The following is a 25589-nucleotide window of genomic DNA, read 5'->3' on the forward strand; positions in this document are numbered from 1 at the left end:
TTTGAGAGCCAATCCTGCCCCCGCAACCAAAACTTATACAATATAATCAGCATGTTAAGCCGTCCGTAAGGGCGGCTTTCTGCGTTTGGGAAACACTCGCAGGATGCGTATAGGATGCAAATGGGAGTGAAAGCGCAGCGTAGGTTGGGCTGAAATCGGGGATATTCACGATAACGCGAGCTTTATCGGCGGCCTTATTGATCAGTGGAAATTACGCGATCTGACGACGATACGCTCACCGGCGGAATCGCTGTCATGGATGCTCTCAGCAGAGGAGCGATTACCGACGTCCGCGAGCAGCCCGGAAAGGTCGGTGATCTCTTTTGCTACCAGATGCACGACCTCTCCTTCCTTCTGGAGCATGCCTGTCACCGCCAGCATCTGCCCACCTAGCACCACACGTCGGTTCGCATCGAATAGATCCGGCCAGATGATGACGTTCATGTTGGCCGTTTCGTCCTCCAGCGTCATGAACACCACGCCTTCGGCGGAGCCCGGTCGCTGCCGGACCAGCACCAGCCCGGCCACGGTGAGACGTTTCCCATCCTTTGCCGCCAGTGCCTGCCGACAGGACATAATACCCCTTGCCTGAAGATCCTCGCGCAGAAAGGCCAGGGGATGGTCCCGCAGGGTCAGGCCAAGCCGGTTATAATCGCGCACCACTTCCGCACCGTCGCGCATGGGTTGCAGCAGCACATCCGGTTCCTCCGCTTCCCGCGTGACCTGCGCTGCCGCAAACAGGGGCAATGGCTCATCGCGCAGAGCCTTGATCGCCCAGAGCGCCTCGCGGCGTGCCAGCCCGAGCGAAGGACGGAACGCGTCGGCCTCAGCCAGATGGGTCAAGGCTGACGCTTTCACACTTGCGCGTCGCCACAGATCATCGATCGAGGTAAACGGGCGTGACGCTCGTGCTGCAACAATCCGGGCCGCATCGTCATTGGCCAGCCCTTTCACCAGACTCATGCCCAGTCGCACGGCAAACATTCCGTTCGTGCTTTCCGGCCCTTCCAGAGTGCTGTTCCAGCGTGAGGCGTTCACGCAGACAGGCCGGACTTCCACGCCGTGTTCCCGCGCATCACGGACCAGTTGTGCGGGCGCATAGAAACCCATCGGCTGGCTGTTCAGGAGTGATGCCAGAAACACGTCCGGATGGGTACATTTCATCCAGGATGATGAATAGGCCAGAATGGCGAAACTGGCCGCGTGGCTCTCAGGAAAACCGTAAGAACCAAAGCCTTCAAGCTGCTGGTATATCCGTTCGGCGAATTCTTCCGGATAACCGTTGGCGCGCATGCCCTCGATCAGCCGCGTCTGAAACTGCGAGACCGTGCCGGTATTTTTGAACGTCGCCATGGCCCGCCGAAGCTGATCGGCCTCGGCGGCTGTAAACCCCGCACAGATCATGGCGACCTGCATCGCCTGTTCCTGAAACAACGGGATCCCGAGCGTCTTTTTCAGAACCTTTTCCAGTTCCGGAGTGGGATAGTTTTCCGGTTCGATCCCTTCGCGTCTGCGGAGATAAGGGTGGACCATATCACCCTGTATGGGGCCGGGGCGGACGATGGCCACTTCAATGACAAGGTCATAGAACACACGCGGTTTGAGCCGTGGCAGCATGGACATCTGGGCGCGGGATTCAATCTGGAACACGCCGATCGTGTCGGCCTTGCGGATCATGGCGTAGGTGCGCGGATCCTCGGCCGGAACGCTCTGGAGGGTAAAATGCTGGCCCTTGTGCTCCGCCAGAAGGTCGAGTCCCGTTTTCATGCAGGTCAGCATGCCCAGGGCCAGAATATCGACCTTCATGAATTTCAGGACGTCAATATCGTCCTTGTCCCATTCGATGATCTGGCGGGCTTCCATCGAGGCCGGCTCAATGGGCACCAGTTCATCCAGCCGGTCATGCGTCAGCACAAAGCCGCCGGGATGCTGTGACAGATGGCGGGGCACGCCGATCAGGCAGCGTGCCAGGTCGAGTGTCAGGCGGATGCGCCGGTCGGACAGGTCAATACCCGTCTCATTCAGGGCGTCATCGTCCAGCTTGCGGCCCCAACCATGAATCTGGCCCGAGAGCGTGCGGATGAGATCTTCCGGCAGGCCCATCACTTTGCCGACATCCCGCAAGGCCCCCTTGGCGCGATAGCGGATCACCACGGCCGTCAGGGCCGCGCGGTCACGGCCATAATGCTCATAGACCCACTGGATGACCTGCTCACGTCGTGCATGCTCGAAATCCACATCGATGTCCGGCGGTTCGCCGCGCTCTTCAGAGACGAAGCGTTCGAACAGCAGGGAGTTGCGGGCCGGATCAATGGCCGTGATGCCGAGCACATAGCAGACAGCGGAATTGGCCGCCGAACCACGGCCCTGGCAGAGAATATCCTGACTGCGTGCATAGCGGACGATACTGTTTACGGTCAGGAAATACGGTGCGTATTGCATGCGCCCGATCAGGCCGAGTTCGTGGTACAGGCTTTTGCGAACCTCATCCGGAATCCCCTCGGGATAGGTGCGTGCGGCCGCTTCCCATGTCAGGGTTTCCAGAGCCTGTTGGGGCGTCTGGCCGGGCACGGACACTTCATCAGGATACTGATAGGCCAGATCGTCGAGCGAGAAGCGACAACGCTCCACAATGTCCATGGTGCGGGCTACCGCTTCAGGGTAACGGCTGAACAGCCGGGCCATTTCCTGCGGGGGTTTGAGATAGCGATCGGCATGGCGCTCGCGGACAAACCCCGCCTCATCGATGGTGGTGTTGTGCCGGATACAGGTGACGACATCCTGCAGGATGCGGCGGTCATGGGTGTGGAACAGCACGTCATTGGTCACGACGGTCGGTACCCGCGCCTGATGCGCCAGGTTCGCCAGTTCATAGAGGCGCATATGGTCATTGGGGCGGCGAAGGAGGGTGAGCGCCAGATAGGCCCGGTCAGCAAAGGCGTCCTTCAGCTTGCGCAGATGCAGGGCGCAGGCATCGTCCGCCGTATCCGGGATCATGACGACGATCAGACCTTCACCCCAGGCGACCAGATCCTCCCAGAGCAAATGGCATCTGGCCTTGCCGGCACGCGCCTTGCCCAGGCTGAGCAGACGGCACAGGCGGCCGTAAGCTGCACGGTCGGTTGGATAGACCAGCATCGGCGGGAAATCGGCCAGGTCGAGGCGACAGCCGACGACCAGCCGCAGCCCGATCTGCTTCGCCGCGACATGGGCCTGCACCATCCCGGCCAGAGAATTGCGGTCACAGATACCCAGTGCCTCAATGCCCAGCGCCCTGGCCTGTTCAAACAGTTCGATCGGCGAGGAGGCTCCACGCAGGAACGAGAAATACGTCGTCGCCTGCAGTTCGGCGTAACCCAGTGCCGCCGGGCCGTTCATCCGAAAATCCCGTGCAGAAACCAGCCCTGCGAGCCGGTCTCGCCATGTTCGCCATCACCGGCACGGTAAAGCCAGAATCGCTCGCCGCTGGTATCCTCCACCCGGAAGTAATCCCGGGCGATGGTCAGTTCCGCGTCATTCTTCCACCATTCGCCAAAGACACGCTCCGGGCCGTCAGCGCATTTCACCTTCCGTCGCACACCCCGCCAGATAAAGAACAGCGGCGGCTGATCCGGCAGTTCCGCCATCGCCTGCACGGGTTCCGGCCGCGCCAGCAGGCGTGTCGGACGTGGCCAGTGGTCTGGCCAATCCTTTGTTTCTTCCGGGGACAGCGCGGGCACGCGGCAGAAGGAGCGTTCGGGCAGATCGCTTTCCACCGGGGCAAACCGGTACAGCGCCTGCGTGCCGACACGGTTGGCCAGGGTGTCGATCAGGTCGGACACACCGGCCTCTTCCTCGGCAATCAGGGAGGACACCGTCTGCCGTCGGTCCATGGGTTCCGCCAGGGAGGCAACCAGCACCATGCGCTCAATGCCGAACCCCGGATCGAAGGTCTCGATCTTCTCGCACAGCAGCCGGGTCAGGCGTGTGACGTCCCGCACCGGCATGGCCGTGGCTACGCGGATCGCCGCGGTGCGGCTGTCGACCCGATGCAGCAGCAGGTCGAGACGGCGCACGCCCTGTCCGTGCTCGTCCAGCCCCTGACACAGTAGCGGCACCAGCTTGCCGATATAGCGCGCGATGGTCTCGGCCGCCCCGATGGGTTCGGCGAAATTCCGGCTGACCGCGACCGGATCAACCGGGCGGACTGGCACGATTGCTTCCCCGATGCGCCCGAACGCCTGATCCAGCCTGCGGGCCACATCCGGGCCGAACCGCAGCGCCAGAGGGGCGCGGGGCATGGCGGCCAGCGGCCCGATGCGCGATACCCCCAACGTGGCCAGCCCCTCGACGATCGTAGCGGGCAGGCGCAGCGCTTCAACCGGAAGATCGGCCAGAGCAGAGGCCGTACCCCCTGAGGGCACAACGGCAATCGGCGCCCGACCATAGCGGGCGATGGCGTGCGCGGCGCCCCACGTGTCAGCCACCACAGCTTTTGCCCGAAAGCCGGCGCCCGCCATGCGATGAACCATGTCCTTGAGCATGGGAAGTTCACCGCCATGCAGGTGATCCGCTCCCGTCGTGTCCAGCACCAGCCCGTCCGGCGTATCGACGGCCACGATGGGCGCGATCCGGTGCTGGAACCACAGCGCCAGCTTTTCCAGTCCCAGCCGGTCGCCTTCGGGATCGGCGTCCATCAGCACCAGATCGGGATACAGCGCCTGAGCTTTGGCGACCGGAATGCCGAAGCGCAGTCCCAGCTTGCGGGCAGCCAGATCGACCGACAAGACAACCCGTCGTCGCCCTTCACGCCCGGCCAGCGCCAGCGGCGTTTCAGGCGCGGGCGCGTCTTTGCCCAGCCGCTTCCTGATCCGGTCGGTCGGCCAGAGCGGCAGGTAAAGAGAGACGACCCTTGCCATCACAGGCCTCCACTTCAAAATCGGCACATTCGCCCGCACGGGCGCGGATCAGTTCCAGCAGCCAGCGCGGTCTTCCCACACCGGGCACCGGTAGCGGCACGGATGGCAGGACGGAGACCCGCCAGCGGGTAACGGAAGCCGTGGGCTGACCAAAATCCGCCGCATCCGTCTGCCGCCGCCAGCGTCGGATGGCGATGCCAAGCGAGCCGGACGTTTCGGCCGCCAGTTGCAGACGGCGTGAGGCGGTCATTGATAATCGGGCGACCTCGGCGACAACGGCCCCGAGCCCTCCATGCCGCAGCCCCTCCTCGAAACTGGCCAGCACATCGACGTCCGATCCCGCCTCGACAAAAATGGTCCGCCGTGCCGACAGACCGACCTGTTTCAGGGAAGGGGCGAACACGTCCTGACGGGTGACGATCCAGAGCACCTTACCGCGCGTGCGTGCGGCAATCCCGGCGCAGAACTGACCGGCGGCGGCACTGTGCAGGGCATCATTCCCGCCGCCCGCCACCTCATGCAGAGCCCCCAGCGCCAGACCGCCACCGGGCAGGCGGCTGTCGATCTCGCGCACACCAAAGGGCAGCGTCTTGCGGCGTCGGTCACTATGGCCTTCGAGACGGCTGATTGTGGCTCGCAGGGTTTCCAAGCCGGGTTTTTTCCAGGTTTCAGCGGTCATGTCACGGCTCGATGTCCCTTGTGCAGGCGGTTTTCCTGATTATATGTTCCTGATTTGTTCCGTGTAGTCTGTCGGCGTCAACATTTATCTGTCGGGAGAGCGTATCGCTTCAAGTTTGTGGTAATTCGCAATCCGGGAAGATACCGTCCTAAGAAATTGAAAACAGGAAGCTTTGTCGGAAGAGGACAGGCTGTTATCATCCGGCCCATAAAAAAGATCGCTGTCCGGGGAAACCGACAAACACGGAGTCTCCCTCATGCGGTCAGTCACGACGGGAGGCACAGGTGCTTGTTCACGAGGGAGCGGAGCGCAACGCCAGCATCGACAGGCGTCTGGGCTGCTCGCTGGCGGCTATCGCCGGTGCCGTGAACGCCGCCGGGTTTCTGGCCGTGGGCTATTATTCGGCCAATATGACCGGCAATGTCTCAGCACTGGCGAGTGGTCTGCATGAAGGCCATCTGGAACTGGTCCTGTCCTGCTGCGGTCTGATACTGGCCTTTGTCGCCGGCGCGGTGCTGTCGGCGCTGCTGGTCAATGCGGGCCGTCGCCACAACCTGCCCTCGATCTACGCACGGAGCATCCTGCTGGAAGCCTGTCTGCTCGGACTTCTGGGGACCGTGGATTTTCTGTTTTCGGCCCAGCCACGGGATCCGGTGCTGGCCTTTGGGCTGAGTTTCCTCATGGGGCTCCAGAACGCCACGGTCACACGCATTTCCGGGGCGCGTGTCCGCACCACCCATATGACGGGAATGCTTACCGATGTGGGGCTGGAACTGGCGGACTGGCTGGAGAGCTTTTTTCATCCGGTTGACCCGGCCCGGCGGACCGGTACGCGCGAGCGTCTGGGGCTGCATGCCGCCATCGTGCTGTCCTTCACGCTGGGCGGCGTGGTCGGCGCCTTTCTGTATGGCTGGTGGTCTGCTCTGTTTCTTCTGGCGCTGGCGGGGCTTCTGGCCTGCCTTTCCCTGCCGGGCGCGCTGTCGCATGAGTCTGTGTCGGCACAGGAACCGGCCTCGGTTCCGGCTTACGGGGAGAAGCATCCCTGATGTGCAATCTCTACGCCATGACGTCGAACCAGAAAGCGATCCGGGAGATTGCAATGGTTCTCGATGATCTGACGGGCAATCTCCAGCCTCTGCCGGAGATATACCCGAATACAATGGCCCCGATCGTGCGGAACGGCGGAAACGGTCGTGAACTGGTCATGGCACGCTGGGGCATGCCGACACCGCCCGGTTACCTGAAGGGACACAGGGTCGACCGGGGTGTAACCAACATCCGCAATCCGTCCTCGACATGGTGGAAACGCTGGGAGGGCGTGCAACATCGTTGTCTGGTGCCATTGACGGCGTTCTCCGAGCCGGAGCGTCTGCCCGACGGGACATCACGACTGGTGTGGTTTGCGCGGAATGATAGAGAGCCGCTGGCCTTCTTTGCCGTGATTTGGTGTCGATGGACGTCCGTGCGCAAGCTGGCGGACGGAGAGACGACGGATGATCTGTTCGGTTTTCTGACCACGGACGCCAATCTGGAGGTGGGTGCGATCCATCCGAAAGCCATGCCTGTGATCCTGACGCAACCGGACGAGCTGGAGCGCTGGATGACGGCACCGATAGCAGGGGCTCTGGCGCTTCAGCGGCCGCTCCCCGATGGGGTTTTGTGTCGGGTGCAGGCGCCCGCTCTGGCTGACTGAGGGGCGGGGTCAAACTGCCCTGTTCGTGACGTTTGATGCATCGCAACGACAGATCGGCTTATCGGGTGTTGTGTGGCTGAAGAGATTTCCCGCCATCAGCCCTTTCCACAAAAAGGACATGCGCCATGAGATATGCTCACAGCAATTACGAGGCTTTTGTTCACCCTCGAGCACCGCAGGGTATGGAAGGGCGGTCAGCATGGATCGTGGGCGGTGGACTGGCGGGCATGGCGGCGGCGGCGTTCCTCATCCGGGATGCGGGAATGACGCCTTCAGCCATCACCATTCTTGAGGCCTCGGGCAACGACGGTGGTGCGCTGGACGGAGCGGGGAATGCGGAGACTGGCTGGCTGATTCGTGGCGGTCGGGAAATGGAAGAGCAGTTCCAGTGTCTGTGGGATCTGTACCGTTCCATTCCCTCTCTGGAAATTCCCGATGCATCGGTGCTGGATGAAGTCTGGCAGGTCAATCAGGCCGATCCGTCCACAAATCCGGTCCGCGCCATGTGCAACCGTGGGCAGCCCCTCGCCGATCGTGACAGGCTGACACTCACGGGAAAGGCGCGGCGCGAGATCATTGCCCTCATTCTGACCGATGAGGATGAGCTGGCGGGGAAGACGATCGCGGATGTGCTGTCCGGCGATTTCATGGCGTCGAACTTCTGGCTGTTCTGGCGGTCGATGTTCGCTTTCGAGACCTGGCACAGCGCTATTGAGATGAAGCGCTACCTCGCGCGGTTCGTGCATCAGATTCTCGGACTGAAGGATCTGCATACGCTGAAGTTCACCAGATACAACCAGCAGGAATCCCTCAGCCGACCACTGGCCACATGGCTTGCCGATCAGGGGGTCGTGTTCCGTCATGGCGTGAAGGTGACGAATGTTACCGTTGATGTTTCTGGCGGAAAGAAAGTTGCGACCCATCTCGACTGGCTGGAAAATGGCGCGTCCGCCGGTGTTGACCTGGGTCCGGCGGAGCTGGTGTTCGTGACCAACGGTTCCATGGTGGAGAATTCACGCTGGGGCGATCACCATACACCAGCGCCGATTGACACGGTTATCAAAGAGGGGAGTGTCTGGCAGCTCTGGCGCAATATCGCAGCACAGGATGCCGCATTCGGGCATCCTGATGTTTTCTGTGGCGATACAACAAAATCCCGCTGGCTGTCGGCAACCGTTACGACCCGGGATGCGCGGATACCGGAGCTCGTAAAGCGGGTTACGGGGCGTGATCCGTTCTCGGGGAAGATTATCACGGGTGGTCCGGTCACGATCGCGGATTCATCCTGGCTGATGAGCTGGGTGGTCAGCCGTCAGCCCCATTTCAAGGGGCAGCCCGAAGGGCAGATGGTGGCCTGGCTCTATGGTCTGTTCAGTGACGTGCCTGGCGATTATGTGAAAAAGCCCATGCAGGATTGCACAGGGGGGGAAATCACCCGTGAGTGGCTGTTCCATATGGGCGTGCCGGTGGACCAGATCGACGATATGGCAGCAACAGGGGCGACGACGCATCCGTGCATGATGCCGTTCATCACGGCGCAGTTCATGCCGCGTGCACCGGCGGACAGGCCGAACGTGGTGCCGCACGGGAGTGTCAATCTCGCCTTCCTCGGGCAGTTCGCCGAGACGCCGCGTGATACGGTCTTCACCACGGAATATTCCGTCCGCACGGCGATGGAGGCGGTCTATACGCTGTGCGGCGTCAGGCGGGCTGTGCCGGAAGTGTCAGACGGCATTTTCGATGTCCGGATGCTGCTGCAGGCGGCAGCGGAACTGCGGGACGGAGAGAAGGTACCGGCGTCGGGGCTGATCAGGCACCTGACGCATGGAACGGAGATTGACGATCTGCTGGAGCGCTACGGGCTGGTTTGATTTTATTGTCAGAAGCCAAGGCGGACTACTGCTTTCGCCGTTAACTCAGACATTTGTGCATTCGGAAATGATTCGTATTATGGACACAGAGTGATCGATAGTCACGGTGTCATACTGCGTTTTCTATGATCGAATGCCTTGTCGACTAAAGTGTTGGCTATAATTTCTGAAGAAAAGAGGAAACAATGAACAGGCGCATCCTCATTATCGCTACTGCTATTTCACTAATCTCGGCAGGCTCGGCAAGTTTTGCACAGAGCCATAGCCATGACGGGGCAAAGGTTATTTCTACTCCCGAAGATGTTCAATGGCAGCCAGCACCAGCTATCTTTCCACAGGGAATGAAAATTGCCTATCTTTATGGTGATCTAGCGAAACATGAACCTTTCACTATCCGGGTCATGATGCCTGCCCGCAGCGTCATTGCACCGCACACGCATAATCTTGACGAAATGCTCACGATTATATCTGGCGATCTCGATCATTATACAGGTCCGAAAATGAATCCGTCAGAGGGACTTCATATGGAAGCGGGCGGGTTCGTGCATCTTCCGGTGAATATGGGGCACGCCCTGAAGGCTGGAGATAGCGGGGCTATTTTGCAGGTTTCCGGTGTTGGTCCTTTTGGCATGACCTATGTCGATCCAAAAGATGATCCGCGACACAAGTAATAGTCAAGGAACTGATGTTTGAGGCATACGGTGGCGCAGGCTGCCCGGGAGCTCGACGTTGCGGAGAGCGTGTTGCGCCGCTGGATATGGGAGCTGACCGCCACCCCAACTGTGGCGTCTTTCGGGAATGGGCAGATGGGGACCGGCCTGGCCGAGATTGCGGCTCTGAAGAAAGAGGTCGCCCGCCTCCGGGGGCCGAGCGTGATATGGGGACGCGCTCTAGCTCATGGATCATGGCCAACTGGTTCCAATCTTCTCGTTCCAATGAGAACAGTGGTCCACGTTCAAAGTGAACGAACCAGCGGCATACAGCCTACAGTTGCGGGAGCAGCCTCCGACTTTGCATCTGGCCAATTGTCCGACCAGAATGTTACGGAGTTCTCTCTTAGCCCGCTCGCGCGAGACCATTGAAGCGTCTACTCCTGCAGTAGGCGGCCAAACGCATCCTACTGCAAGCTTGAACATCATGGAACGGCCGAAGGCAGATATCAGTTTTTCGCATGTAGAACGTGCGTCTGATTGATCTGCTGCCCTGAAAACCAACAATACACTGATCAGCCTTTGATAATGTTTTTGCTAAGGTAAGGCTGCCACATTGGTATATGAACAATATTGATGTATTTATGAAATCAAATCATTTCTGCTCACAGGTTCGTTCAGGCATAAAACTGCCATGACGATGACCACCACCGCCTGAAAAACTCGGAAGCCAAACCTGGGGACGCCTTGTCTCCAGTGCTCGCATTCTGGCTTGAGGTGGTAAAAGGGACGCAGGACAACAATGATTCAGGACTCGACATTCAGCATCCATCGGCTCCGCTTCGATGAGAACTATCACCCTTCAGACAGAACGCGCCTTACGACCAATTTTGCCAATCTGGCGAGAGGGGAAAGTCGTCAGGAAAATCTGCGCAACGTTCTGCAGATGATCGACAATCGGTTCAATGATCTGGCGCATTGGGATAATGCCACCAGAGATCGCTACACTCTTGAACTTGAGATCGTGTCTGTCGAGATGGATCTCGCCTTTGCTGGCAAAAGCGGCAGCTTTCCTCTGATCGAAGTCCTCTACACAACAATTGTTGATAAAAACACAAACAAACGAATAGAGGGCCTCGCCGGGAACAGTTTTTCCTCGTACGTGCGGGATTACGACTTCAGCGTGTTGTTGCCGGCTTACAATAAAGAGAAAGCCGAATTCAGTGTCCCCCATAATTATGGAGACCTACATGGAAATCTCTTTAAAAGCGTCATGAACTCGTCTGCGTACAAACAGAACTTCAAAAAACTGCCTGTCATCTGCCTGAGTGTCTCGACTAATCGCACCTATCATCGGACGGAAAATCAGCATCCTGTTCTCGGTGTTGAATATGAGCAGCGTGAGTTTTCCCTGACAGACCAGTATTTTGAAAAAATGGGTATGAAGGTCCGCTATTTCATGCCCCCCAATAGCGTCGCACCTCTGTCATTCTATTTTTTTGGTGATCTGCTTTCCGATTACTCTACCCTTGAGCTTATTAGCGTCATCAGCACGATGGAATCTTTCCAGAAGATCTATCGGCCTGAAATTCACAATGCCAATTCTGCTGCGGCTGACTGTTATCAGCCGAGCCTGAAATATCAGGACTATTCCAACACCCGCATTGTCTACGACCGTGAGGAGCGTACACAGCTCGCGATTTCACAGGGGAAGTATACAGACGAGCATTTCATCAAGCCATATCACGATATTCTCGAAAAATGGTCTGCCAGTTACACCGCCTGAGCTATCAGAAACACAAGGTCATCTCTCATGAAAACACTGCTCCCCACCTCAACGGCTGGTAGTCTGCCCAAACCCTCGTGGCTCGCACAGCCTGAAACACTCTGGTCTCCCTGGAAATTGCAGGGGGAAGAATTGGTCGAAGGCAAACAGGATGCGCTTCGCCTGACACTGGACGATCAGGACCGCGCTGGCATTGATATTGTCAGCGATGGTGAACAGACGCGTCAGCATTTCGTCACGACATTTATTGAGCACCTTAGTGGCGTCGACTTCGAAAACCGTCAGACAGTTAAAATTCGCAATCGCTATGATGCGAGCGTGCCGTCCGTTGTGGGCGCTGTAGCACGTGAAAAACCGGTCTTTGTCGAAGACGCGAAGTTTTTACGCACGCTGACGAAAAAACCTATCAAATGGGCGCTCCCCGGTCCCATGACGATGATCGATACGCTCCATGATGGCCACTACAAAAGCCGCGAAAAACTCGCCTGGGAATTTGCGAAAATTCTCAATCAGGAGGCGAAAGAGCTGGAAGCGGCAGGGGTCGACATCATCCAGTTCGATGAACCTGCCTTCAATGTCTTCTTTGACGAGGTCAATGACTGGGGCATTGCCACGCTGGAGCGGGCCATTGAAGGCCTGAAATGCGAAACCGCGGTTCATATCTGTTATGGTTACGGCATCAAAGCCAATATCGACTGGAAAAATGCTCTTGGGGAAGAGTGGCGTCAGTATGAGGAAATCTTTCCCAAACTGCAGAAATCCAATATCGATCTGATCTCGCTTGAATGTCAGAACTCCCGCGTTCCGATGGATCTGATCGAACTCATCCGTGGGAAAAAGGTTATGGTTGGCGCCATTGACGTGGCCACCAAAACGATTGAAACGCCTGAGAAAGTCGCAGATATTCTACGAAAAGCGCTTCAGTTCGTGGATGCTGACAAGCTTTATCCCTGCACCAATTGTGGTATGGCGCCGTTGCCGCGTGATGTAGCGCGTGGCAAGCTGAATGCTCTTGGCGCGGGTGCGGCAATTGTTCGAAAAGAACTCTCGGCCTGACAGGCAGCCCGGCAAGTTTCTATCGTGAAGGACAAGACACAGGTCTTGCCCTCCACGATGCCAGAATTTCTGGAGACATCAGCAGTCTCGCCACGTCTTCCGCGCTGTATAAAGTCAGCGAGAAACGCCCACGATCCTGTATCATTTTCGTTCCAACTGGCCTGAGCTTGCCGTCGCGCGTCCATCTGATGCGCTCCCGACTGGAAATTCCCAAGGCGTCCTGAAGATTGGCCGGTGTGAAAGGACGTGTGCAGATTTGCTCCACCGTCATGATCAGCTTTTCAATATCGCGCGTCTTATTTGGCAGGGAGCAGGCTGTGCCCAGTATGTGGTTGAACCGACGCAGTCGCTTCCGACATTCCTGTTTTCGGCAACCGATAATCCTGTGACGGTCTGAAAGGAAATCCACAAAACGTGTGAGACTTTCACCCTTTGAGAAATTCAGACGTTCAGATGCCTGAAGATAAGAGAGAATATCCCTGACAAGGACATCGTACATAATTCGTTTCACCGTTTAAACAGCATAATGCCCGGATCAACGGAACCATGGGTTCATACAGCACGGGCAGCCGAACAGGCTTTCCTCATCCGGAACGCTGTTCTTCGGCGCATCGCAGGCCAGAGAGGTTTCGTGCTGCTTATGATCCCTTGTGGTGATGGGGATCGATGCATCGTCGGGTAAACAAGCTCTCTCATCTGGTGTGTGATCAGGCCTCATCATCAGTTCCATAATAGAGCTTGCCAAGCGCGATCGGTGGACGCCCCTGACTGCGGCGATGAGCATTGGTGTCACGCAGCGAATAGGCGCACCCGCAATATTCCTGCTGGTAGAACTTCTCCTGTTTGCTGATCTCGATCATCCGTGCGGACCCGCCGCCTTTGCGCCAGTTGAAATCCCAGTAAGATAGTCCTTCATAAGGAGATACAGCGCGCTGGCCGCAGTCATTGATCTGCGCCATGTTCTTCCATCGTGAAATGCCGAGCGAACTGGTCATCACGGGGAAATCATGTTCATGAGCGTAAAGTGCTGTGCGCTCGAAGCGCATATCGAAGCACATGGTGCAACGGACACCGCGCTCCGGCTCCCATTCCATGCCTTTGACACGGACAAACCAGTTATCTTTATCGTAATCGACATCGACGAAGGGAACGCCATGTTTATCGGCGAACCGGATGTTTTCGTCCTTACGGAGAAGATATTCCCGCTCGGGATGAATGTTCGGATTGTAGAAGAAGATCGTGTAGTCGATACCCGATGCGGTCATCGCCTCCATCACCTCACCCGAACAGGGTGCGCAGCATGAATGGAGGAGCACCTTCCTGTGTCCGTTCGGTGGCATTAAAATCTGCCGGGGTTTCTCGCTCATCGGGAATGTCCGTTGTTTCCAAAGGGTGTGTCAAATTATGAGATGCGCCCGTTTGTATCGGACGCACCCCAAGAATATGAGCGATCGCGTAAGTCAGGTCAGAGCGGTTCAACGTGGAGACATGAAACTCGTTAAGTCCATAGGTCTGCAAGGTGCGGATCTGTTCCACCGCCACCATACTGGCGACGATACGACGAAGTTCAGGATTTTTTGCAGTCCCATCGAACAGATGCCTCAGCCATCCTGGCACCGTGACCCCACACACAGCCGAAAAGCGCACGATCTGCTCGTAGTTCGAAACCGGCATAATGCCGGGAATGATCGGCGCAGTAATGCCAGCCGCCAGACACCGGTCCAGAAAACGCAGATAGATTTTACTATCAAAGAAATACTGCGTGATGGCCCGTGTAGCCCCCGCATCAAGCTTGCGCTTGAGATTGTCCAGGTCGGCTTCCGGACTTGACGCTGTCGGATGGGTTTCAGGATAGGCCGCCACACAGATATCGAAATCTGCGATGCGACGCAGACCGGCGACAAGATCACTGGCATAGGCATAGCCACCGGGCAGCGGACTGTAGTCAGCCGCACCTGCGGGAGGATCACCACGCAGGGCCACGATATGATTGACACCAGCATCCCGATAGCGACGGGCAAGGTCATCTACCTCATCTCGGGTCGCGCCGACACAGGTCAAATGGGCGGCGGGGGTGAGGTCCGTCTCCCGCTTCAGACGCAACACCGTCGAGAGAGTGCCCGCCTGCGTGGTTCCGCCAGCCCCATAGGTGACCGAAACAAATCGGGGTGCAAGTGGTGCCAGACGCCGGATGCAGTGCCAGAGCCGCTGTTCCATTGCATCAGTTCGCGGTGGGACAAACTCGAAGGACAGGATGGGGACTTCGAAAGTCCGCGACAACAGTCCGTCGGTACGTTTTTCCGACAGCCATTTGCTCAGCCTGTCTGTCATATCAGTCACAAACGCTCACAGCGTCAGATCTTTCCTTGAAAGTTTCGGGAGAGAGAGTTGAAGCCACATTCCAGTCCACAGTGAAAGCGGTCGTGAATGTCGTTGGAGACCATGGGCTTCGTCCGCATGAATGATTGGCCCTTCATAATAGAAGTTTATAAAAATGAACTGAAATGATATATTTTTATGGCTATATGAATTTTGTGCATTTATCGGGCAGGACATGGCCATTCTGGAACGCAGCCATCTGACAATCATTCGGGAAGTCGCACGGGAAGGTTCGCTGACGGCTGCGGGAGCGCGTCTGAACCTGACACAACCCGCGCTCAGCCATTCCATTCGCAAGATTGAACAGCAGCTTGGCGTCAGGATATGGCGGCGAGAGGGACGATCCCTTGTGCTCACTCAGGCCGGGGAGTGGTTTTTGTCCCTGGCGAACCGCCTGCTCCCGCAGTTTGAACTGGCGGAAAGCCGTCTGGAGCAATTCGCAAATGGCGGGCGTGGCACATTACGTATCGGGATGGAATGCCATCCCTGTTATCAGTGGCTTTTGAAAGTCGTTTCACCCTACCTGGAGAGATGGCCGAAGGTTGATGTGGATGTGCGACAGAAGTTCCAGTTCGGCGGGATCGGCGCATTGTTCAGTAATGAGATTGATATTCTGGTGACCCCTGACCCCCTTTATAAACCTGGTCTGAAATTCACGCCGGTATTCAATTATGAACTGGTGCTGGCTGTTGGTCCGGACCATCCTCTTCGGAAGGAAAAATTTGTTTTACCAGAGCAGTTGGCAGATGAAACATTGATTACGTATCCGGTTCCGTCTGAACGGTTGGATATTTACACCCAATTCCTACAACCGGCAGGTATCGGACCACGGCAGCAGAAGCAGATCGAGACAACAGACATCATGCTGGTGATGGTGGCCCATGGCAGGGGCGTTGCGGCGCTCCCACGCTGGCTTGTGGAGGAATATGCCGCACGTTTCGAACTTTATCCGGTGAAACTTGGCAAAACAGGCATTGCGAAACAGATATTCCTTGGTCACCGAGAAACAGATGAAGATATTAAATATCTTGAAGATTTTATAACGTTTGCTTCAGAATCAGAGCAATAGAGCGGGAAAAGTCGGATTACTATATCGTTGTATTGTCTCACGCCGAAAATTCGATGATCTGACGCACCACCTCGGCGGCATTCAGACAATCGAAGGCAGCGTTGATGTCCTCCAGCGCGATACGTCCGCTCAGCAGCTTATCCACCGGCAGGCGGCCCGCGCGGCGTGAAGCTGGTGGTGGCCGACGCTCATGCCGGGCTGCGCGTCGCTGCCGGTCGCGTGTTCAACGCGACCCTGCAACGTTGCCGGGTGGGGCTTGTTGAAAAATGTTGGGTGTAAGGCCGCATGCGCCTTCTGACGCTCAGCTTTTTGCGCGATCAGAGTGTTATTGCGGGGCAAGGCGTGGGAAGGCGCAGATTCGACAGTCAGACTCGCCGCATGCTGGTCTCATATGCGGCGCAAATTCTACGATCGGCACAAGGCAGGCTCTCCCAAGACAACCGAGGCGCTGTCCCGCGGTGCCGCTCTTTATACGATCGAAGCGGAAATCCGTGGGCAGCCGCCCGATGCACGCAAAGCCGTTCGTCAGGATCGGGCCGGGCCACTGGTGGAGGCGCTGCGATCACCATGGACTCTTGCCAACCAGAAGCCGTCTGGCCGAGGTCATACGCTACGCACTGAACCGGTGGCACGATCTAATCCGGTTTCTCGACGATGGACGGATCGACCTCGATACCAATCCTGTCGAGCGCGCCATTTGCCCCATCGCATTGGGTCGTAAAAATCCCCTGTTCGCCGGCAGTGAGGGCGGCGCCGACCGGTAGGCGGTCGTCGCCTCCCTCGTCGAAACCGCGAAACTCAACGGCATCGAACCGTTCACATGGCTGCGTGGCACCCTCGAAAGTATGGTTTCTGGGCATCATGCCGCACAACTCGCGGATTTACTGCCGATCAAACTAACCGGGCAGAACTAATCTGCATGGGCTTTGCAGACGTTGTGTGTCTCAGGCCCTACCTCACTGCAAGAGCGCATATCTCATGGGCAGATTCGCGCGGCGACAGTATCAAGCTGACGATCATAGGTGGCTCGTTCCGCTGCGCTCAGGAAACCTTGTTTGCGCGTAAAAACATCAGCGTCCGCACGGACCCGTTGCACTTCTTTCCATAGCTGATCCGCAGTAGGTTGGCTCACTCGGCGTGCCTTACGTGCGGTGCTGATATCCGCCTGGAGAATATTGGCACGCATGGAAATATGGGCTTGCCCCGGGTCTCTGATCGTTCCGCTGAGGTCCCCAGCCAAAGAGCGTTGCTCGGCAAGATTACAGCTCGGATAGGCATTCGCCGAAGGTTCCTGCGCATGCGCAGAGGAAAGACCAAAAGCCAGAACAATAAAACACAATATTTTCACCGATAAATCCTTTCCTACGCCGCGCAGGTTGAAATATATCACGTCAAGCGTGTCGTATCCGAACACTTACGATCATTCTTGTGACGGAAATGACCGATACGCCCAGCCTGCTGCTTCCGCTGCTTCCGCTGCTTTCGGGCAGTTTTGCCGCGATGTTCGTTGCCGACGGCATGGGTGAAGCGCCGATTTATGAGGCTTTGCTTACCCGCGCCGCGGCTGAAAAGCGTTAGGCTCAGTCTTTTCCCCGACTGAGCCTGAGCGCGTTGGCGACAACTGTCACGGACGACAGAGCCATCGCAGCGCCCGCGATCATCGGAGACAGAAGAAGCCCGCAGATCGGGTAGAGCACGCCGGCCGCGATCGGAATTCCGATCCCGTTGAACAGGAAGGAGAAGGTCAGGTTCTGCCGGATGTTGCGCATGGTCGCATGGGCGAGCCGTCTCGCCCGGACCAGTGCTTCCAGACTGCCATGCGCCAGAGTGATCCCGGCGCTTTCGATCGCCACGTCAGTACCGGTTCCCATCGCGACCCCGACGGATGCGGCCGCAAGGGCCGGAGCATCGTTCACGCCGTCGCCCGTCATGGCGACATGCGCGCCCTGCGCTGTCAGGTGCTTCACGATATCGGCCTTGTCCTGTGGCTTCAGACCGGCATGGACTTCCGCGATATTTCCCGCCTGCGCCGCCACAGCCTTCGCCGTCGCTTCGCTGTCACCCGTGAGCATGATGATCCGCAGACCATCAGCGTGGAGCGCCGCAAGAGAGGCCCGCGTATCCGCGCGCAGAGGGTCCGCCACGGCGATCAGTCCGGCGAGCCTGCCGTCCACCGCCACGAACATCACACCCGCTCCGGCTTCACGATGCGCCGTCGCGCTAGCTTCAACAGGGGAGACATCAGCACCGGCCTGTTTCAGACACTCGGCATTGCCCACGACGACGGCATGACCCTCAACACTGCCGCTCACGCCCAGTCCGGGCTGCGACTCGAAATGGGTAAGAGCGCCAGGCTCCCCATGGCGGTCTTTCAGGCCCTGAACGATAGCCTGCGCCAGAGGATGCTGGGAGCGTGTCTCCACAGAGGCGGCATAACGCAGCACATCGTTTTCCTGCCATCCGGTGGCCACCTCAACGGCGATGAGCTTCGGGTGGCCTTCCGTCAGCGTGCCGGTCTTGTCCACAACCAGCGTATCCACCCTGTCGAGCGCCTGAAGCGCTTCGGCATTGCGGACCAGAACGCCCTCGCGTGCACCCCGCCCTGTGCCGACCATGATTGACATGGGCGTGGCCAGCCCAAGCGCGCAGGGACAGGCAATGATCAGCACCGAGATGGCATTCAGAAGAGCATGCCCGAAGCGCGGAGCCGGTCCGACGGCGTACCATACGATGAAAGTCAGCACGGAAATGGCCAGCACCAGCGGGACGAACCATCCGGCCACCCGGTCGGCCACGGCCTGAATGGGCGCGCGGCTGCGCTGGGCGGAGGCGACCATCTTCACAATCCGCGCCAGCATGGTATCGCTGCCGACAGCCTGCGCTTCGATTTCGAGGCTGCCATTACCGTTGATCGTGCCGCCAGTCACCATGCTGCCGACCTTTTTGACAACGGGTGCTGGCTCCCCGGTAATCATGGCTTCGTCAACGCTGGACGTGCCGTCGAGCACCCTGCCGTCGACAGGGATCGACTCTCCGGGCAGCACCCGCAGTCGATCTCCGACCACGACAGCGTCCACAGCTATGTCTGTCGGCTGCCCGTTCTCTCCGATGCGGTGAGCCTGTTTTGGTGTGAGATCCAGCAGGGCGCGGATAGCGTTACCGGTGGCCGCACGTGCCCGGAGTTCCAGAACCTGTCCCAGCAGAACCAGCGCAACGACCACGCCCGCCGCCTCATAATAGACCGGCAGGGCTCCGTCGGGCATCCTGAAACTGGCCGGGAACGCACCCGGCGCAAGCGTCGCGGCCAGACTGTAGCCAAACGCGGCGCCGACGCCGAACATGATCAGCGTGAACATGTTGAAGTGACCGGTCCGCAGTGAGGCGAGGCCTCGCTGGAAGAAAGGCAGCCCCGCCCAGCAGACAATCGGAGTGGTCAGCGCAAGCTGAACCCAAGGAGACCATGAGCCCGGAACAAGGTGGAGACCGACATCCCCACCCATGGCGATGAGCATCAGCGGAACGGCGAGAAACACGGAGATGATCAGGCGATGTCTGAAATCATGCAGTTCGGGGTTTTCCGTCTCTGCTCCCGTCGGTTCCTCCGGCTCCAGCGCCATGCCACAGAGCGGGCAGTTGCCTGGGTGATCCTGCCGGATCTGCGGATGCATCGGGCAGGTCCAGATCGTCCCCGGCTTGCCCTCTCTGGCTGCGGAACGCTGTTGGGGCGCATGATGGCAGCTCATGCCCCGCATGGAGGGCGCAGCCTTTTCCTGCACTTCCTTCACAGGTTCCAGCGTCATGCCGCATTTGGGGCATGTGCCGGGATGCGCCTCCCTGATCTCGGGGTGCATGGGACACGTCCACATCGTGGGAGGCGTGCTGTCAGCCTTGATGAAGGAGGCCGGATCGGCCTCAAACTTCTTCTGGCAGTGGGCGCTGCAGAAAAAAGAGATGTGGCCATTGCGATCACTTTTGAACCGGCTGGTAGCCGGATCAACCATCATGCCGCATACGGGATCGCGTGTCTTCATGGTGGCTGACGGGTTCGTCGGCATTGTTTTCGTTCCGAACGTGAGAGGTGAATATCCTTTAGGTGTCGGCAAGCCGCCGGAAGATGCGCCAGCGTCTTTTTACGCTCTGATTCCCTGATGGGCGTGATTGAGAGTCTGAGCAAGCATAAATCCGAGAAAGACTGCGATCATGCCAAGCACGAGTGAAATCCCGACATTCAGGCAGGCCCTGCCGGGATGACCGTTCTGGAGCAGGTCAAAGGTCTGGAGGCTGAATGAGGAAAAAGTGGTATAACCACCGCAGATCCCGACCATGAAAACAAGGCGGGCCGTGTCAGAAACCTGCACCCGCCCTCCTGCCGCCGTCAGTGCTGCAAACAGGGCTATGGCGAATGAACCGGTGAAGTTGATGAAGATCGTGCCCCAGGGAAGACTATGGCTCCAGCGGGCAGTGGTGAGCCCCACCCAGTATCGGAGCAACGTCCCTGTGGCGCCTCCCGACGCAATCAGGAGTGTCGGCAGAATGTTGGGCAGCATGACGTATCTTACCTGCGGTCAATGATGGGTCAGGATAGGAAGCGTGGTGTGTGACAGGATATCCTGCGTCGGCCCGCCAAACAGCCACTCGATGAAATGGGGGCGGCTATAAGCCCCCATGACCAGCAGATCGCCTCCGGCCTTCAGGGCGTGCTGTCGGATTTCTTCTCCCACGTCGGATGAGGCAATGACAAAGCGATCAATGCTGACAGTCACACCTTTTTTCCGGAGTTCTTCCGCGATGGGCGGCTCCGCTACCTCGTTTTCACGATCCTCGCCGATTACAATGCTGACATGGGACGCCCGGTCCAGAAAGGGCTGAGCAGCGGCCATGGCCCGCTCAAGTGCTGAGGACGGATGCCAGGCGATCACCGGATGCCCCCCAACGGTCTCATGATGCTGAAGCGGTGCCACGACCACCGTGGCGCCCGCGTCATATAACGCCCCGCTGAACGCCTGTGAGACCGCCTCGGGGTCTGACGAACGTGGACGGCTGAGAACGGTCATATCAGCATTCATGGCCTCACGCGCGACGGTTTTGCGGATATCCCCTGCGATTTCGATCCATTCGGCAGCCTGCCCGCCGGTGAGTCCGGCTTTCCATTTCTGGAAGATATCGCGCAGAGCATCCGATTTTGCGGAGACTTCCTGCGCGAAACGTCTTTCTTCTTCAGGGCTGGGCATTCCCTCATCAGGCGTCTGATAATCGGGATTGTCCTGAAGTTCCGGATGGAGAACCCTGATCGGTGGATGGCCAAGGCGTGCGGCCAGTTCCCCGGCAGTTTCAAGGGTATAGGTCGCTGTTTCGATGCGATCGAGGATGGCAAGAATACGCATGGTCTTCCTCCTGAAATGATGGTGTTGCGTTCTCTGTCAGGGCGTTGACTGTGTGGCGAAATGCCAGGATTCAGCGGGTTTGAAATAAAGCGACGTATCTCTCAGCAGTGCCTCGTGGGAGAGGCAAAATGCCTGAAGCTGCTCATGGTCGCCCAGAATATCGACATAGACCGACAGAAGCGTATTGGGGATTTCCCCCAGTGTCTGCTGGATTTCCCCACTTCTCCAGAAGCCGTAATGTGCAAAGTGGGCATTCGAGCAGGTGAAGCCTGCTGCACGGGCCGCATGGACGATGTCACGATAGAGAGGACGGCGCTGGAACAGGCGGGCAAAAGGTTTCTGTTGTCCGCTTTGCGCCCGTGATGCGGACGTCATGAAAATCCGGAGAATACCGGCAGGTTCTGTCAGTAGGGTGGGCGTCTCGTGCATGGCTTATTTTCCGGTTTGTGTTGCTGGGTCAGAGGAGGTCTGGGTGCCGGTTTTCCGGACCCGCCGCCCGATGAAGCCACGGGCCTGCCGGAGCGCCATGCCCGCCGTAATGTAGGGATGTGCGGCCTTTGGAACGCCGATGCGCTGGGAAAGGTAGATCCCGGAATGACCGGAGCAGAGATAGGCAATGAAACAGCCCGTCGCGAGGTAAATGACGTCCGTGGCGCCAAACAGCTCGACCCCCATGAAGGTACAGGCCAGAGGGGTGTTGGCCGCTCCCGCGAAAACAGCGACAAATCCGACAGCCGCGAGAAGATCGGTCGGCACGCCGAGAAGGGTGGACAGCGTATGGCCCAGACCGGCGCCAATGAAGAAAAGGGGCGTGACTTCCCCGCCCTTGAAGCCGGTCGACAGGGCGGCGGCCGTGAAGACAAGTTTCCACAACCAGCTCCACGTATAGTCACCCGGATGGAAGAAATTGAGAATTGAAGCGCCATCCGGGGTGGCTGCCACCACACCGAAGCCGAGATAGTCCCGTGTTCCGGCGATGAAGACGAGCGCGATGGTCAGTACGCCGCCAATGGCGGGACGCAGCCAGGCAATGGGGCAAAGCGTGCGGAAAACCGGGCTGAGGCGGTGAACGGACTCTGCAAACAGCAGGCTGGTCAGGCCGAAGCAGACGGATGCCACACCGACCTTCAGCAGAAGCACCGGATCCGTATGAAAGATCTGGCCGGAAAGATCAGGATAACCGGCAAACGCGACCTTGTAAGGGACGTGATGAATGCCCCAGGCATGACACACCATATCCGCGAGGATTGCGGCTGCCGCGACCGGAACAAGGGCACGGTAGTCAATACGACCGATACTCAGCACCTCCATGGCGAACACGGCACCTGCGACGGGTGTTCCAAAGACCGCGCCAAATCCTGCCGCAATCCCGGCCATCAGGATGATGCGGACTGCACTGTCGTCCAGACGGAACAGGCGGGCAAACCCGGATGCGATACTGCCGCCGATCTGAACGGCTGTTCCCTCGCGGCCCACCGAGGCTCCGAACAGGTGGCTGATGACGGTGGCGATCAGGACAAGGGGCGCCATGCGCAGCGGCACACCGCCACCCGGTTCATGGATCTGATCGACGATCAGATTGTTACCCCCTTCGGCGGAACGCCCGAACCAGTGATACGCCAACCCAACAGCTACACCCGCCACCGGCAGGAACCACAGCAGGCCGGGATGGGCGAAGCGATAGTCGGTGACATGATCGAGCGCCCAGAGGAAGACGGCGCATAACGTGCCGACGCAGGCTGCCATAGGCAGCAAAAGCCCGCTCCAGCGCAGAACGGCGAGAATATTTACTACGATGGAATTCTGAAACAGCGGAAAACGACCCATGACCCTGAACACACTCCTCCCTCACGTGCCATTACGGCGAGGTAGGAGTCATCAGCCCTTCAGGCGGTTCGACTTCCAGAGGAAGTCAGGCAGAGTCCATTGCCGTTAAGCGATACTACGACTTATCTGTCGCCTCATGTCAATGATAAGTCTGTCAGTGGAAAAGAAATTTTGATAGCTTGACGAATAGGCCCAGACATTCCGCTTCCGCCCTCGTGTCGGACCACGGCAACTTTGTACAACCCTTTTGCAAAGCAGACATCGCAAGTTTGCGATTTGTGTGGCCGCTTGAGCCAAAAACTCCCTGTCTGCCTGTGAGCTGTCGCGCGCGAGATATCGACGTCTAAAGTAATACCAACCGTTGTTTGCTGAAATCCATATCAATAACGCGAACCTATTGGTTCTCCACATTGGCAGCAACACCCATATCCCCTTATGAGTTCGAGCAGTCAACAGTTGGTATAAGAATCCCCACCGCTGGAACCCGGCAACAGCAGCGAGGGAGAAACCTCTGTTTAAGAGTTTAAAATAATTAGATGACGAATTCGTAAGTATAAATCGCTTGTCCCCAGTGAGATAGTGGTTATACCTACTGTTCCTCTAGAATCTCGACATAGTTTGAAAGCTTTCGGTTCAAGTAGGTTTGTAGCGAGGGCAACGTAAGGTCCTTCGATGCGGTGAATTCGCATACTAATGACTTTCGCTTTATTGCTAGGTTGATTGAACTGTCATTATCGTTAGGACTTAGAGACAATTCGCATACGTTATAAGGTTCTATAACTAGGTCAGGACGATAAGAGAGAAAGCCCGTACTGTTGGTATTGTAGCCAGGAAAAATCTCTCTAAGTGCCTGCTCGTATTGCGATGAACGAGGCTGCCCTGCGGCCCAGAACTGCTCCAACGGAATGTAAGGGGTTCTACCGCAAATCGTCACCAAACCATCGAACTCGGCTCGATATGTATCAAGAGTTGTAATTTGGGTACCAGGGCCGTGATACTTAAGAGACTTCTCTATGATGGCTTTTGCATTCTCTGGTGACTGTTTAGACAATAGAAGCGAGGTGAACGGGTTCCCAGCGACAACAATTCTGAAATTCCATTCCGACTTGAGTAAGCTTGCTTTTCTTTGGTCACCCACATCAAAAAGATCCGTCCATCCATCTTTAAACGTTACAACATCAATAAATTGATTCTCGTTAACATTGTGCTCCACCTCTCCCAGTTCTAATGAATCGACGAGACCCCTTATATCGTCGCGGTTTGTTAGAACGAAAAGTGTTAATAGACACTTCTTGGGAGGTCGTCCAATTCTTGTTGGTGATGCCTTTTGAATGGCCTGATCTACTGCTTCAAATACTTCCTTGAATCCTTTTGCACTTAATATTGTATGAAACACATTCTTTTTTTCGGGGACGCCAGCACGATCTAAGCAATACCAGTAGGAAAATGGATTAAGACGGTTGGTATTGACTCGGACAACGGTTTCTTTCTCACGAGCTCCTGGCATGGGCATCTGTGTTGTTTCAACTAGCCCCTTGTGTTGTTTATTAACTTCTTCTTGGAACGCTAAAGCAAAAATATCGTCATTGGTAAACATGACAATTACAGCACCACGTAATTCTGTACGACATAGAGCAACAAAGCGTTGAGCGGACGCCACTATCATCTCTTGTGTCCGGCCAATTTGAAGAAACTGTTCGTCTGTCATTCCACGTATACCTTGGACGAAATAGTCTCTTTCGCAATTATCAGCAATAATTAGGCACGTTCTACTGGAATTATGTTTGCAGAATTCCTTTACTTTATTCACCCAGTTAGAGTCATCTTCAATCTGTATGAGTGCTGAATTTGTAGTATTTTCACGTATCAGATTGACATTTTTTCCGAACCCAGAAACAATTTGATGCCAAATGTTTCCTTCATCATAATCAATTGTAGTACCTTGAGATACTTGCGATGTTTTTATAAAATCTTGAGTGATTTTATTGGCAAAAAGAGTCTTTCCGCTACTCTGCTCCCCAAACACAATAAGTGTCTTACTTACTCTACGGAGAAGTGCTTCTTCGAAATTTGATTTTAATTTCGTTGATAAAGTTTGCCAATGGTTCAGGAATATTTTGTAGGATCTGAACGTGCCCTCATTCAAATATTCCGCACGCTCGGGATAAATAATTCGATTAAAATCCATTTCTTTTACACCCAAGTGAAAACCAAAATCTTAAGATTTCATATTATCGTGGGTATATAAATTAGGCAATAATTTGACCCTAATATCCAGAGAGCACTCGATCTCGCTA

At 57.0% G+C, this 25589-nt stretch carries 21 protein-coding genes, 2 pseudogenes and 1 riboswitch; of the genes and pseudogenes, 11 read left to right on the forward strand and 12 right to left on the reverse strand.

Translation table 11 applies throughout. The annotated features are described in order from the left end of the window. Positions 1 to 201: 201 nt before the first annotated feature. The 3 genes from LKE90_RS12185 to LKE90_RS12195 are packed head-to-tail and all read right to left on the reverse strand — an operon-like array spanning position 202 to position 5577. Positions 202 to 3378: an error-prone DNA polymerase gene (locus LKE90_RS12185; RefSeq protein ID WP_291494719.1), complete on the reverse strand. Its 3177-nt coding sequence runs from the start codon at positions 3376 to 3378 to the stop codon at positions 202 to 204. After that, complete coding sequence (locus LKE90_RS12190; RefSeq protein ID WP_291494720.1) at positions 3375 to 4898, reverse strand: DUF6504 family protein; 1524 nt, start codon at positions 4896 to 4898, stop codon at positions 3375 to 3377. The genes LKE90_RS12185 and LKE90_RS12190 overlap by 4 nt, the downstream gene beginning before the upstream one ends. Continuing rightward, a complete protein-coding gene (locus tag LKE90_RS12195) occupies positions 4813 to 5577 on the reverse strand; it encodes an ImuA family protein (RefSeq protein WP_291494721.1) in 765 nt (254 codons plus the stop codon). Before LKE90_RS12195 ends, LKE90_RS12190 begins: the two co-directional genes overlap by 86 nt. Positions 5578 to 5861: 284 nt before the next feature. On the opposite strand from LKE90_RS12195, the gene LKE90_RS12200 reads away from it, so the two are divergent. The 6 genes from LKE90_RS12200 (at position 5862) to LKE90_RS12225 (ending at position 12633) form a co-directional block, all read left to right on the forward strand. Continuing rightward, positions 5862 to 6623 carry a YoaK family protein gene (locus LKE90_RS12200; protein WP_291494722.1) on the forward strand — a complete coding sequence of 254 codons (762 nt, stop codon included), beginning with the start codon at positions 5862 to 5864 and terminating at the stop codon, positions 6621 to 6623. After that, positions 6623 to 7270 (forward strand): SOS response-associated peptidase, encoded by a 648-nt coding sequence (locus tag LKE90_RS12205; protein WP_291494723.1) that lies wholly within the window; start codon positions 6623 to 6625, stop codon positions 7268 to 7270. Before LKE90_RS12200 ends, LKE90_RS12205 begins: the two co-directional genes overlap by 1 nt. 125 nt (positions 7271 to 7395) lie before the next feature. Continuing rightward, positions 7396 to 9141, forward strand: a complete 1746-nt coding sequence (locus tag LKE90_RS12210) for an oleate hydratase (RefSeq protein WP_291501514.1) — start codon at positions 7396 to 7398, stop codon at positions 9139 to 9141. Positions 9142 to 9326: 185 nt separating this feature from the next. Beyond that, positions 9327 to 9812 (forward strand): cupin domain-containing protein, encoded by a 486-nt coding sequence (locus LKE90_RS12215; RefSeq protein ID WP_291494769.1) that lies wholly within the window; start codon positions 9327 to 9329, stop codon positions 9810 to 9812. Between the two features lie 781 nt (positions 9813 to 10593). Further along, positions 10594 to 11577: a DUF1852 domain-containing protein gene (locus LKE90_RS12220; RefSeq protein WP_291494770.1), complete on the forward strand. Its 984-nt coding sequence runs from the start codon at positions 10594 to 10596 to the stop codon at positions 11575 to 11577. Positions 11578 to 11604: 27 nt separating this feature from the next. Next, positions 11605 to 12633 carry a methionine synthase gene (locus LKE90_RS12225; RefSeq protein WP_291494771.1) on the forward strand — a complete coding sequence of 343 codons (1029 nt, stop codon included), beginning with the start codon at positions 11605 to 11607 and terminating at the stop codon, positions 12631 to 12633. A 707-nt stretch (positions 12634 to 13340) separates the two neighbouring features. On the opposite strand, the gene LKE90_RS12230 is transcribed toward LKE90_RS12225, so the two are convergent. Further along, on the reverse strand, positions 13341 to 13898 hold the full coding sequence (locus LKE90_RS12230) for an epoxyqueuosine reductase QueH (RefSeq protein ID WP_291494772.1): 558 nt from the start codon (positions 13896 to 13898) through the stop codon (positions 13341 to 13343). Positions 13899 to 13911: 13 nt separating this feature from the next. Continuing rightward, positions 13912 to 14964, reverse strand: a complete 1053-nt coding sequence (gene metF, locus LKE90_RS12235; RefSeq protein ID WP_291494777.1) for a methylenetetrahydrofolate reductase [NAD(P)H] — start codon at positions 14962 to 14964, stop codon at positions 13912 to 13914. Between the two features lie 223 nt (positions 14965 to 15187). Here metF and LKE90_RS12240 point away from each other — a divergent pair, with 223 nt between their 5' ends. The 4 genes and pseudogenes from LKE90_RS12240 (at position 15188) to LKE90_RS16565 (ending at position 16995) form a co-directional block, all read left to right on the forward strand. Continuing rightward, positions 15188 to 16081 (forward strand): LysR family transcriptional regulator, encoded by an 894-nt coding sequence (locus LKE90_RS12240; RefSeq protein ID WP_291494773.1) that lies wholly within the window; start codon positions 15188 to 15190, stop codon positions 16079 to 16081. Positions 16082 to 16234: 153 nt separating this feature from the next. Next, a pseudogene (locus LKE90_RS12245) lies at positions 16235 to 16333 on the forward strand (transposase); the annotation flags it as partial. Positions 16334 to 16472: 139 nt separating this feature from the next. Beyond that, positions 16473 to 16845: pseudogene (locus LKE90_RS12250) on the forward strand (IS66 family transposase). Between the two features lie 60 nt (positions 16846 to 16905). Then, positions 16906 to 16995 carry a hypothetical protein gene (locus tag LKE90_RS16565; RefSeq protein WP_407066119.1) on the forward strand — a complete coding sequence of 30 codons (90 nt, stop codon included), beginning with the start codon at positions 16906 to 16908 and terminating at the stop codon, positions 16993 to 16995. A 62-nt stretch (positions 16996 to 17057) separates the two neighbouring features. Here LKE90_RS16565 and LKE90_RS12255 read toward each other — a convergent pair whose 3' ends face one another. Beyond that, on the reverse strand, positions 17058 to 17495 hold the full coding sequence (locus tag LKE90_RS12255; RefSeq protein ID WP_291494774.1) for a hypothetical protein: 438 nt from the start codon (positions 17493 to 17495) through the stop codon (positions 17058 to 17060). 23 nt (positions 17496 to 17518) lie between these two features. Here LKE90_RS12255 and LKE90_RS12260 point away from each other — a divergent pair, with 23 nt between their 5' ends. Further along, a complete protein-coding gene (locus LKE90_RS12260; protein ID WP_291494775.1) occupies positions 17519 to 17659 on the forward strand; it encodes a hypothetical protein in 141 nt (46 codons plus the stop codon). Positions 17660 to 17661: 2 nt separating this feature from the next. Here the strand turns inward: LKE90_RS12260 and LKE90_RS12265 are convergent, their stop codons facing one another. The 6 genes from LKE90_RS12265 to LKE90_RS12290 form a co-directional block, all read right to left on the reverse strand. Next, positions 17662 to 20136 carry a heavy metal translocating P-type ATPase gene (locus LKE90_RS12265; protein ID WP_291501515.1) on the reverse strand — a complete coding sequence of 825 codons (2475 nt, stop codon included), beginning with the start codon at positions 20134 to 20136 and terminating at the stop codon, positions 17662 to 17664. Positions 20137 to 20211: 75 nt separating this feature from the next. Further along, the gene (gene crcB, locus LKE90_RS12270; RefSeq protein WP_291494387.1) at positions 20212 to 20628 is read right to left on the reverse strand and encodes a fluoride efflux transporter CrcB; all 417 of its coding nucleotides are present in this window, start codon (positions 20626 to 20628) and stop codon (positions 20212 to 20214) included. Positions 20629 to 20646: 18 nt separating this feature from the next. Further along, positions 20647 to 21465: a universal stress protein gene (locus LKE90_RS12275; protein WP_291494385.1), complete on the reverse strand. Its 819-nt coding sequence runs from the start codon at positions 21463 to 21465 to the stop codon at positions 20647 to 20649. 36 nt (positions 21466 to 21501) lie between these two features. Beyond that, positions 21502 to 21894, reverse strand: a complete 393-nt coding sequence (locus LKE90_RS12280) for a hypothetical protein (RefSeq protein WP_291494383.1) — start codon at positions 21892 to 21894, stop codon at positions 21502 to 21504. 3 nt (positions 21895 to 21897) lie between these two features. Next, positions 21898 to 23292, reverse strand: a complete 1395-nt coding sequence (locus tag LKE90_RS12285; protein ID WP_291494381.1) for a voltage-gated chloride channel family protein — start codon at positions 23290 to 23292, stop codon at positions 21898 to 21900. A 35-nt stretch (positions 23293 to 23327) separates the two neighbouring features. After that, positions 23328 to 23405: riboswitch (Fluoride riboswitch) on the reverse strand. Between the two features lie 476 nt (positions 23406 to 23881). Beyond that, the gene (locus LKE90_RS12290) at positions 23882 to 25495 is read right to left on the reverse strand and encodes a hypothetical protein (protein ID WP_291494379.1); all 1614 of its coding nucleotides are present in this window, start codon (positions 25493 to 25495) and stop codon (positions 23882 to 23884) included. Positions 25496 to 25589: the final 94 nt, after the last annotated feature.

Origin of the sequence: Acetobacter sp. (assembly GCF_022483985.1) — a bacterium.
Classification (GTDB): Bacteria; Pseudomonadota; Alphaproteobacteria; order Acetobacterales; family Acetobacteraceae; genus Acetobacter.

Bases quoted from the DNA above. Each gene is read 5' to 3' on its own strand.
- crcB (WP_291494387.1), bottom strand. From the start codon at position 20,628: ATGCTGCCCAACATTCTGCCGACACTCCTGATTGCGTCGGGAGGCGCC.
- LKE90_RS12195 (WP_291494721.1), bottom strand. From the start codon at position 5,577: ATGACCGCTGAAACCTGGAAAAAACCCGGCTTGGAAACCCTGCGAGCC.
- LKE90_RS12280 (WP_291494383.1), bottom strand. From the start codon at position 21,894: ATGCACGAGACGCCCACCCTACTGACAGAACCTGCCGGTATTCTCCGG.
- LKE90_RS12210 (WP_291501514.1), top strand. From the start codon at position 7,396: ATGAGATATGCTCACAGCAATTACGAGGCTTTTGTTCACCCTCGAGCA.
- LKE90_RS12240 (WP_291494773.1), top strand. From the start codon at position 15,188: ATGGCCATTCTGGAACGCAGCCATCTGACAATCATTCGGGAAGTCGCA.
- LKE90_RS12220 (WP_291494770.1), top strand. From the start codon at position 10,594: ATGATTCAGGACTCGACATTCAGCATCCATCGGCTCCGCTTCGATGAG.
- LKE90_RS12225 (WP_291494771.1), top strand. From the start codon at position 11,605: ATGAAAACACTGCTCCCCACCTCAACGGCTGGTAGTCTGCCCAAACCC.
- LKE90_RS12230 (WP_291494772.1), bottom strand. From the start codon at position 13,898: ATGACCGCATCGGGTATCGACTACACGATCTTCTTCTACAATCCGAAC.
- LKE90_RS12275 (WP_291494385.1), bottom strand. From the start codon at position 21,465: ATGCGTATTCTTGCCATCCTCGATCGCATCGAAACAGCGACCTATACC.
- LKE90_RS12260 (WP_291494775.1), top strand. From the start codon at position 17,519: ATGACCGATACGCCCAGCCTGCTGCTTCCGCTGCTTCCGCTGCTTTCG.
- LKE90_RS12185 (WP_291494719.1), bottom strand. From the start codon at position 3,378: ATGAACGGCCCGGCGGCACTGGGTTACGCCGAACTGCAGGCGACGACG.
- LKE90_RS12285 (WP_291494381.1), bottom strand. From the start codon at position 23,292: ATGGGTCGTTTTCCGCTGTTTCAGAATTCCATCGTAGTAAATATTCTC.
- metF (WP_291494777.1), bottom strand. From the start codon at position 14,964: ATGACAGACAGGCTGAGCAAATGGCTGTCGGAAAAACGTACCGACGGA.
- LKE90_RS12205 (WP_291494723.1), top strand. From the start codon at position 6,623: ATGTGCAATCTCTACGCCATGACGTCGAACCAGAAAGCGATCCGGGAG.
- LKE90_RS12215 (WP_291494769.1), top strand. From the start codon at position 9,327: ATGAACAGGCGCATCCTCATTATCGCTACTGCTATTTCACTAATCTCG.
- LKE90_RS12190 (WP_291494720.1), bottom strand. From the start codon at position 4,898: ATGGCAAGGGTCGTCTCTCTTTACCTGCCGCTCTGGCCGACCGACCGG.
- LKE90_RS12265 (WP_291501515.1), bottom strand. From the start codon at position 20,136: ATGCCGACGAACCCGTCAGCCACCATGAAGACACGCGATCCCGTATGC.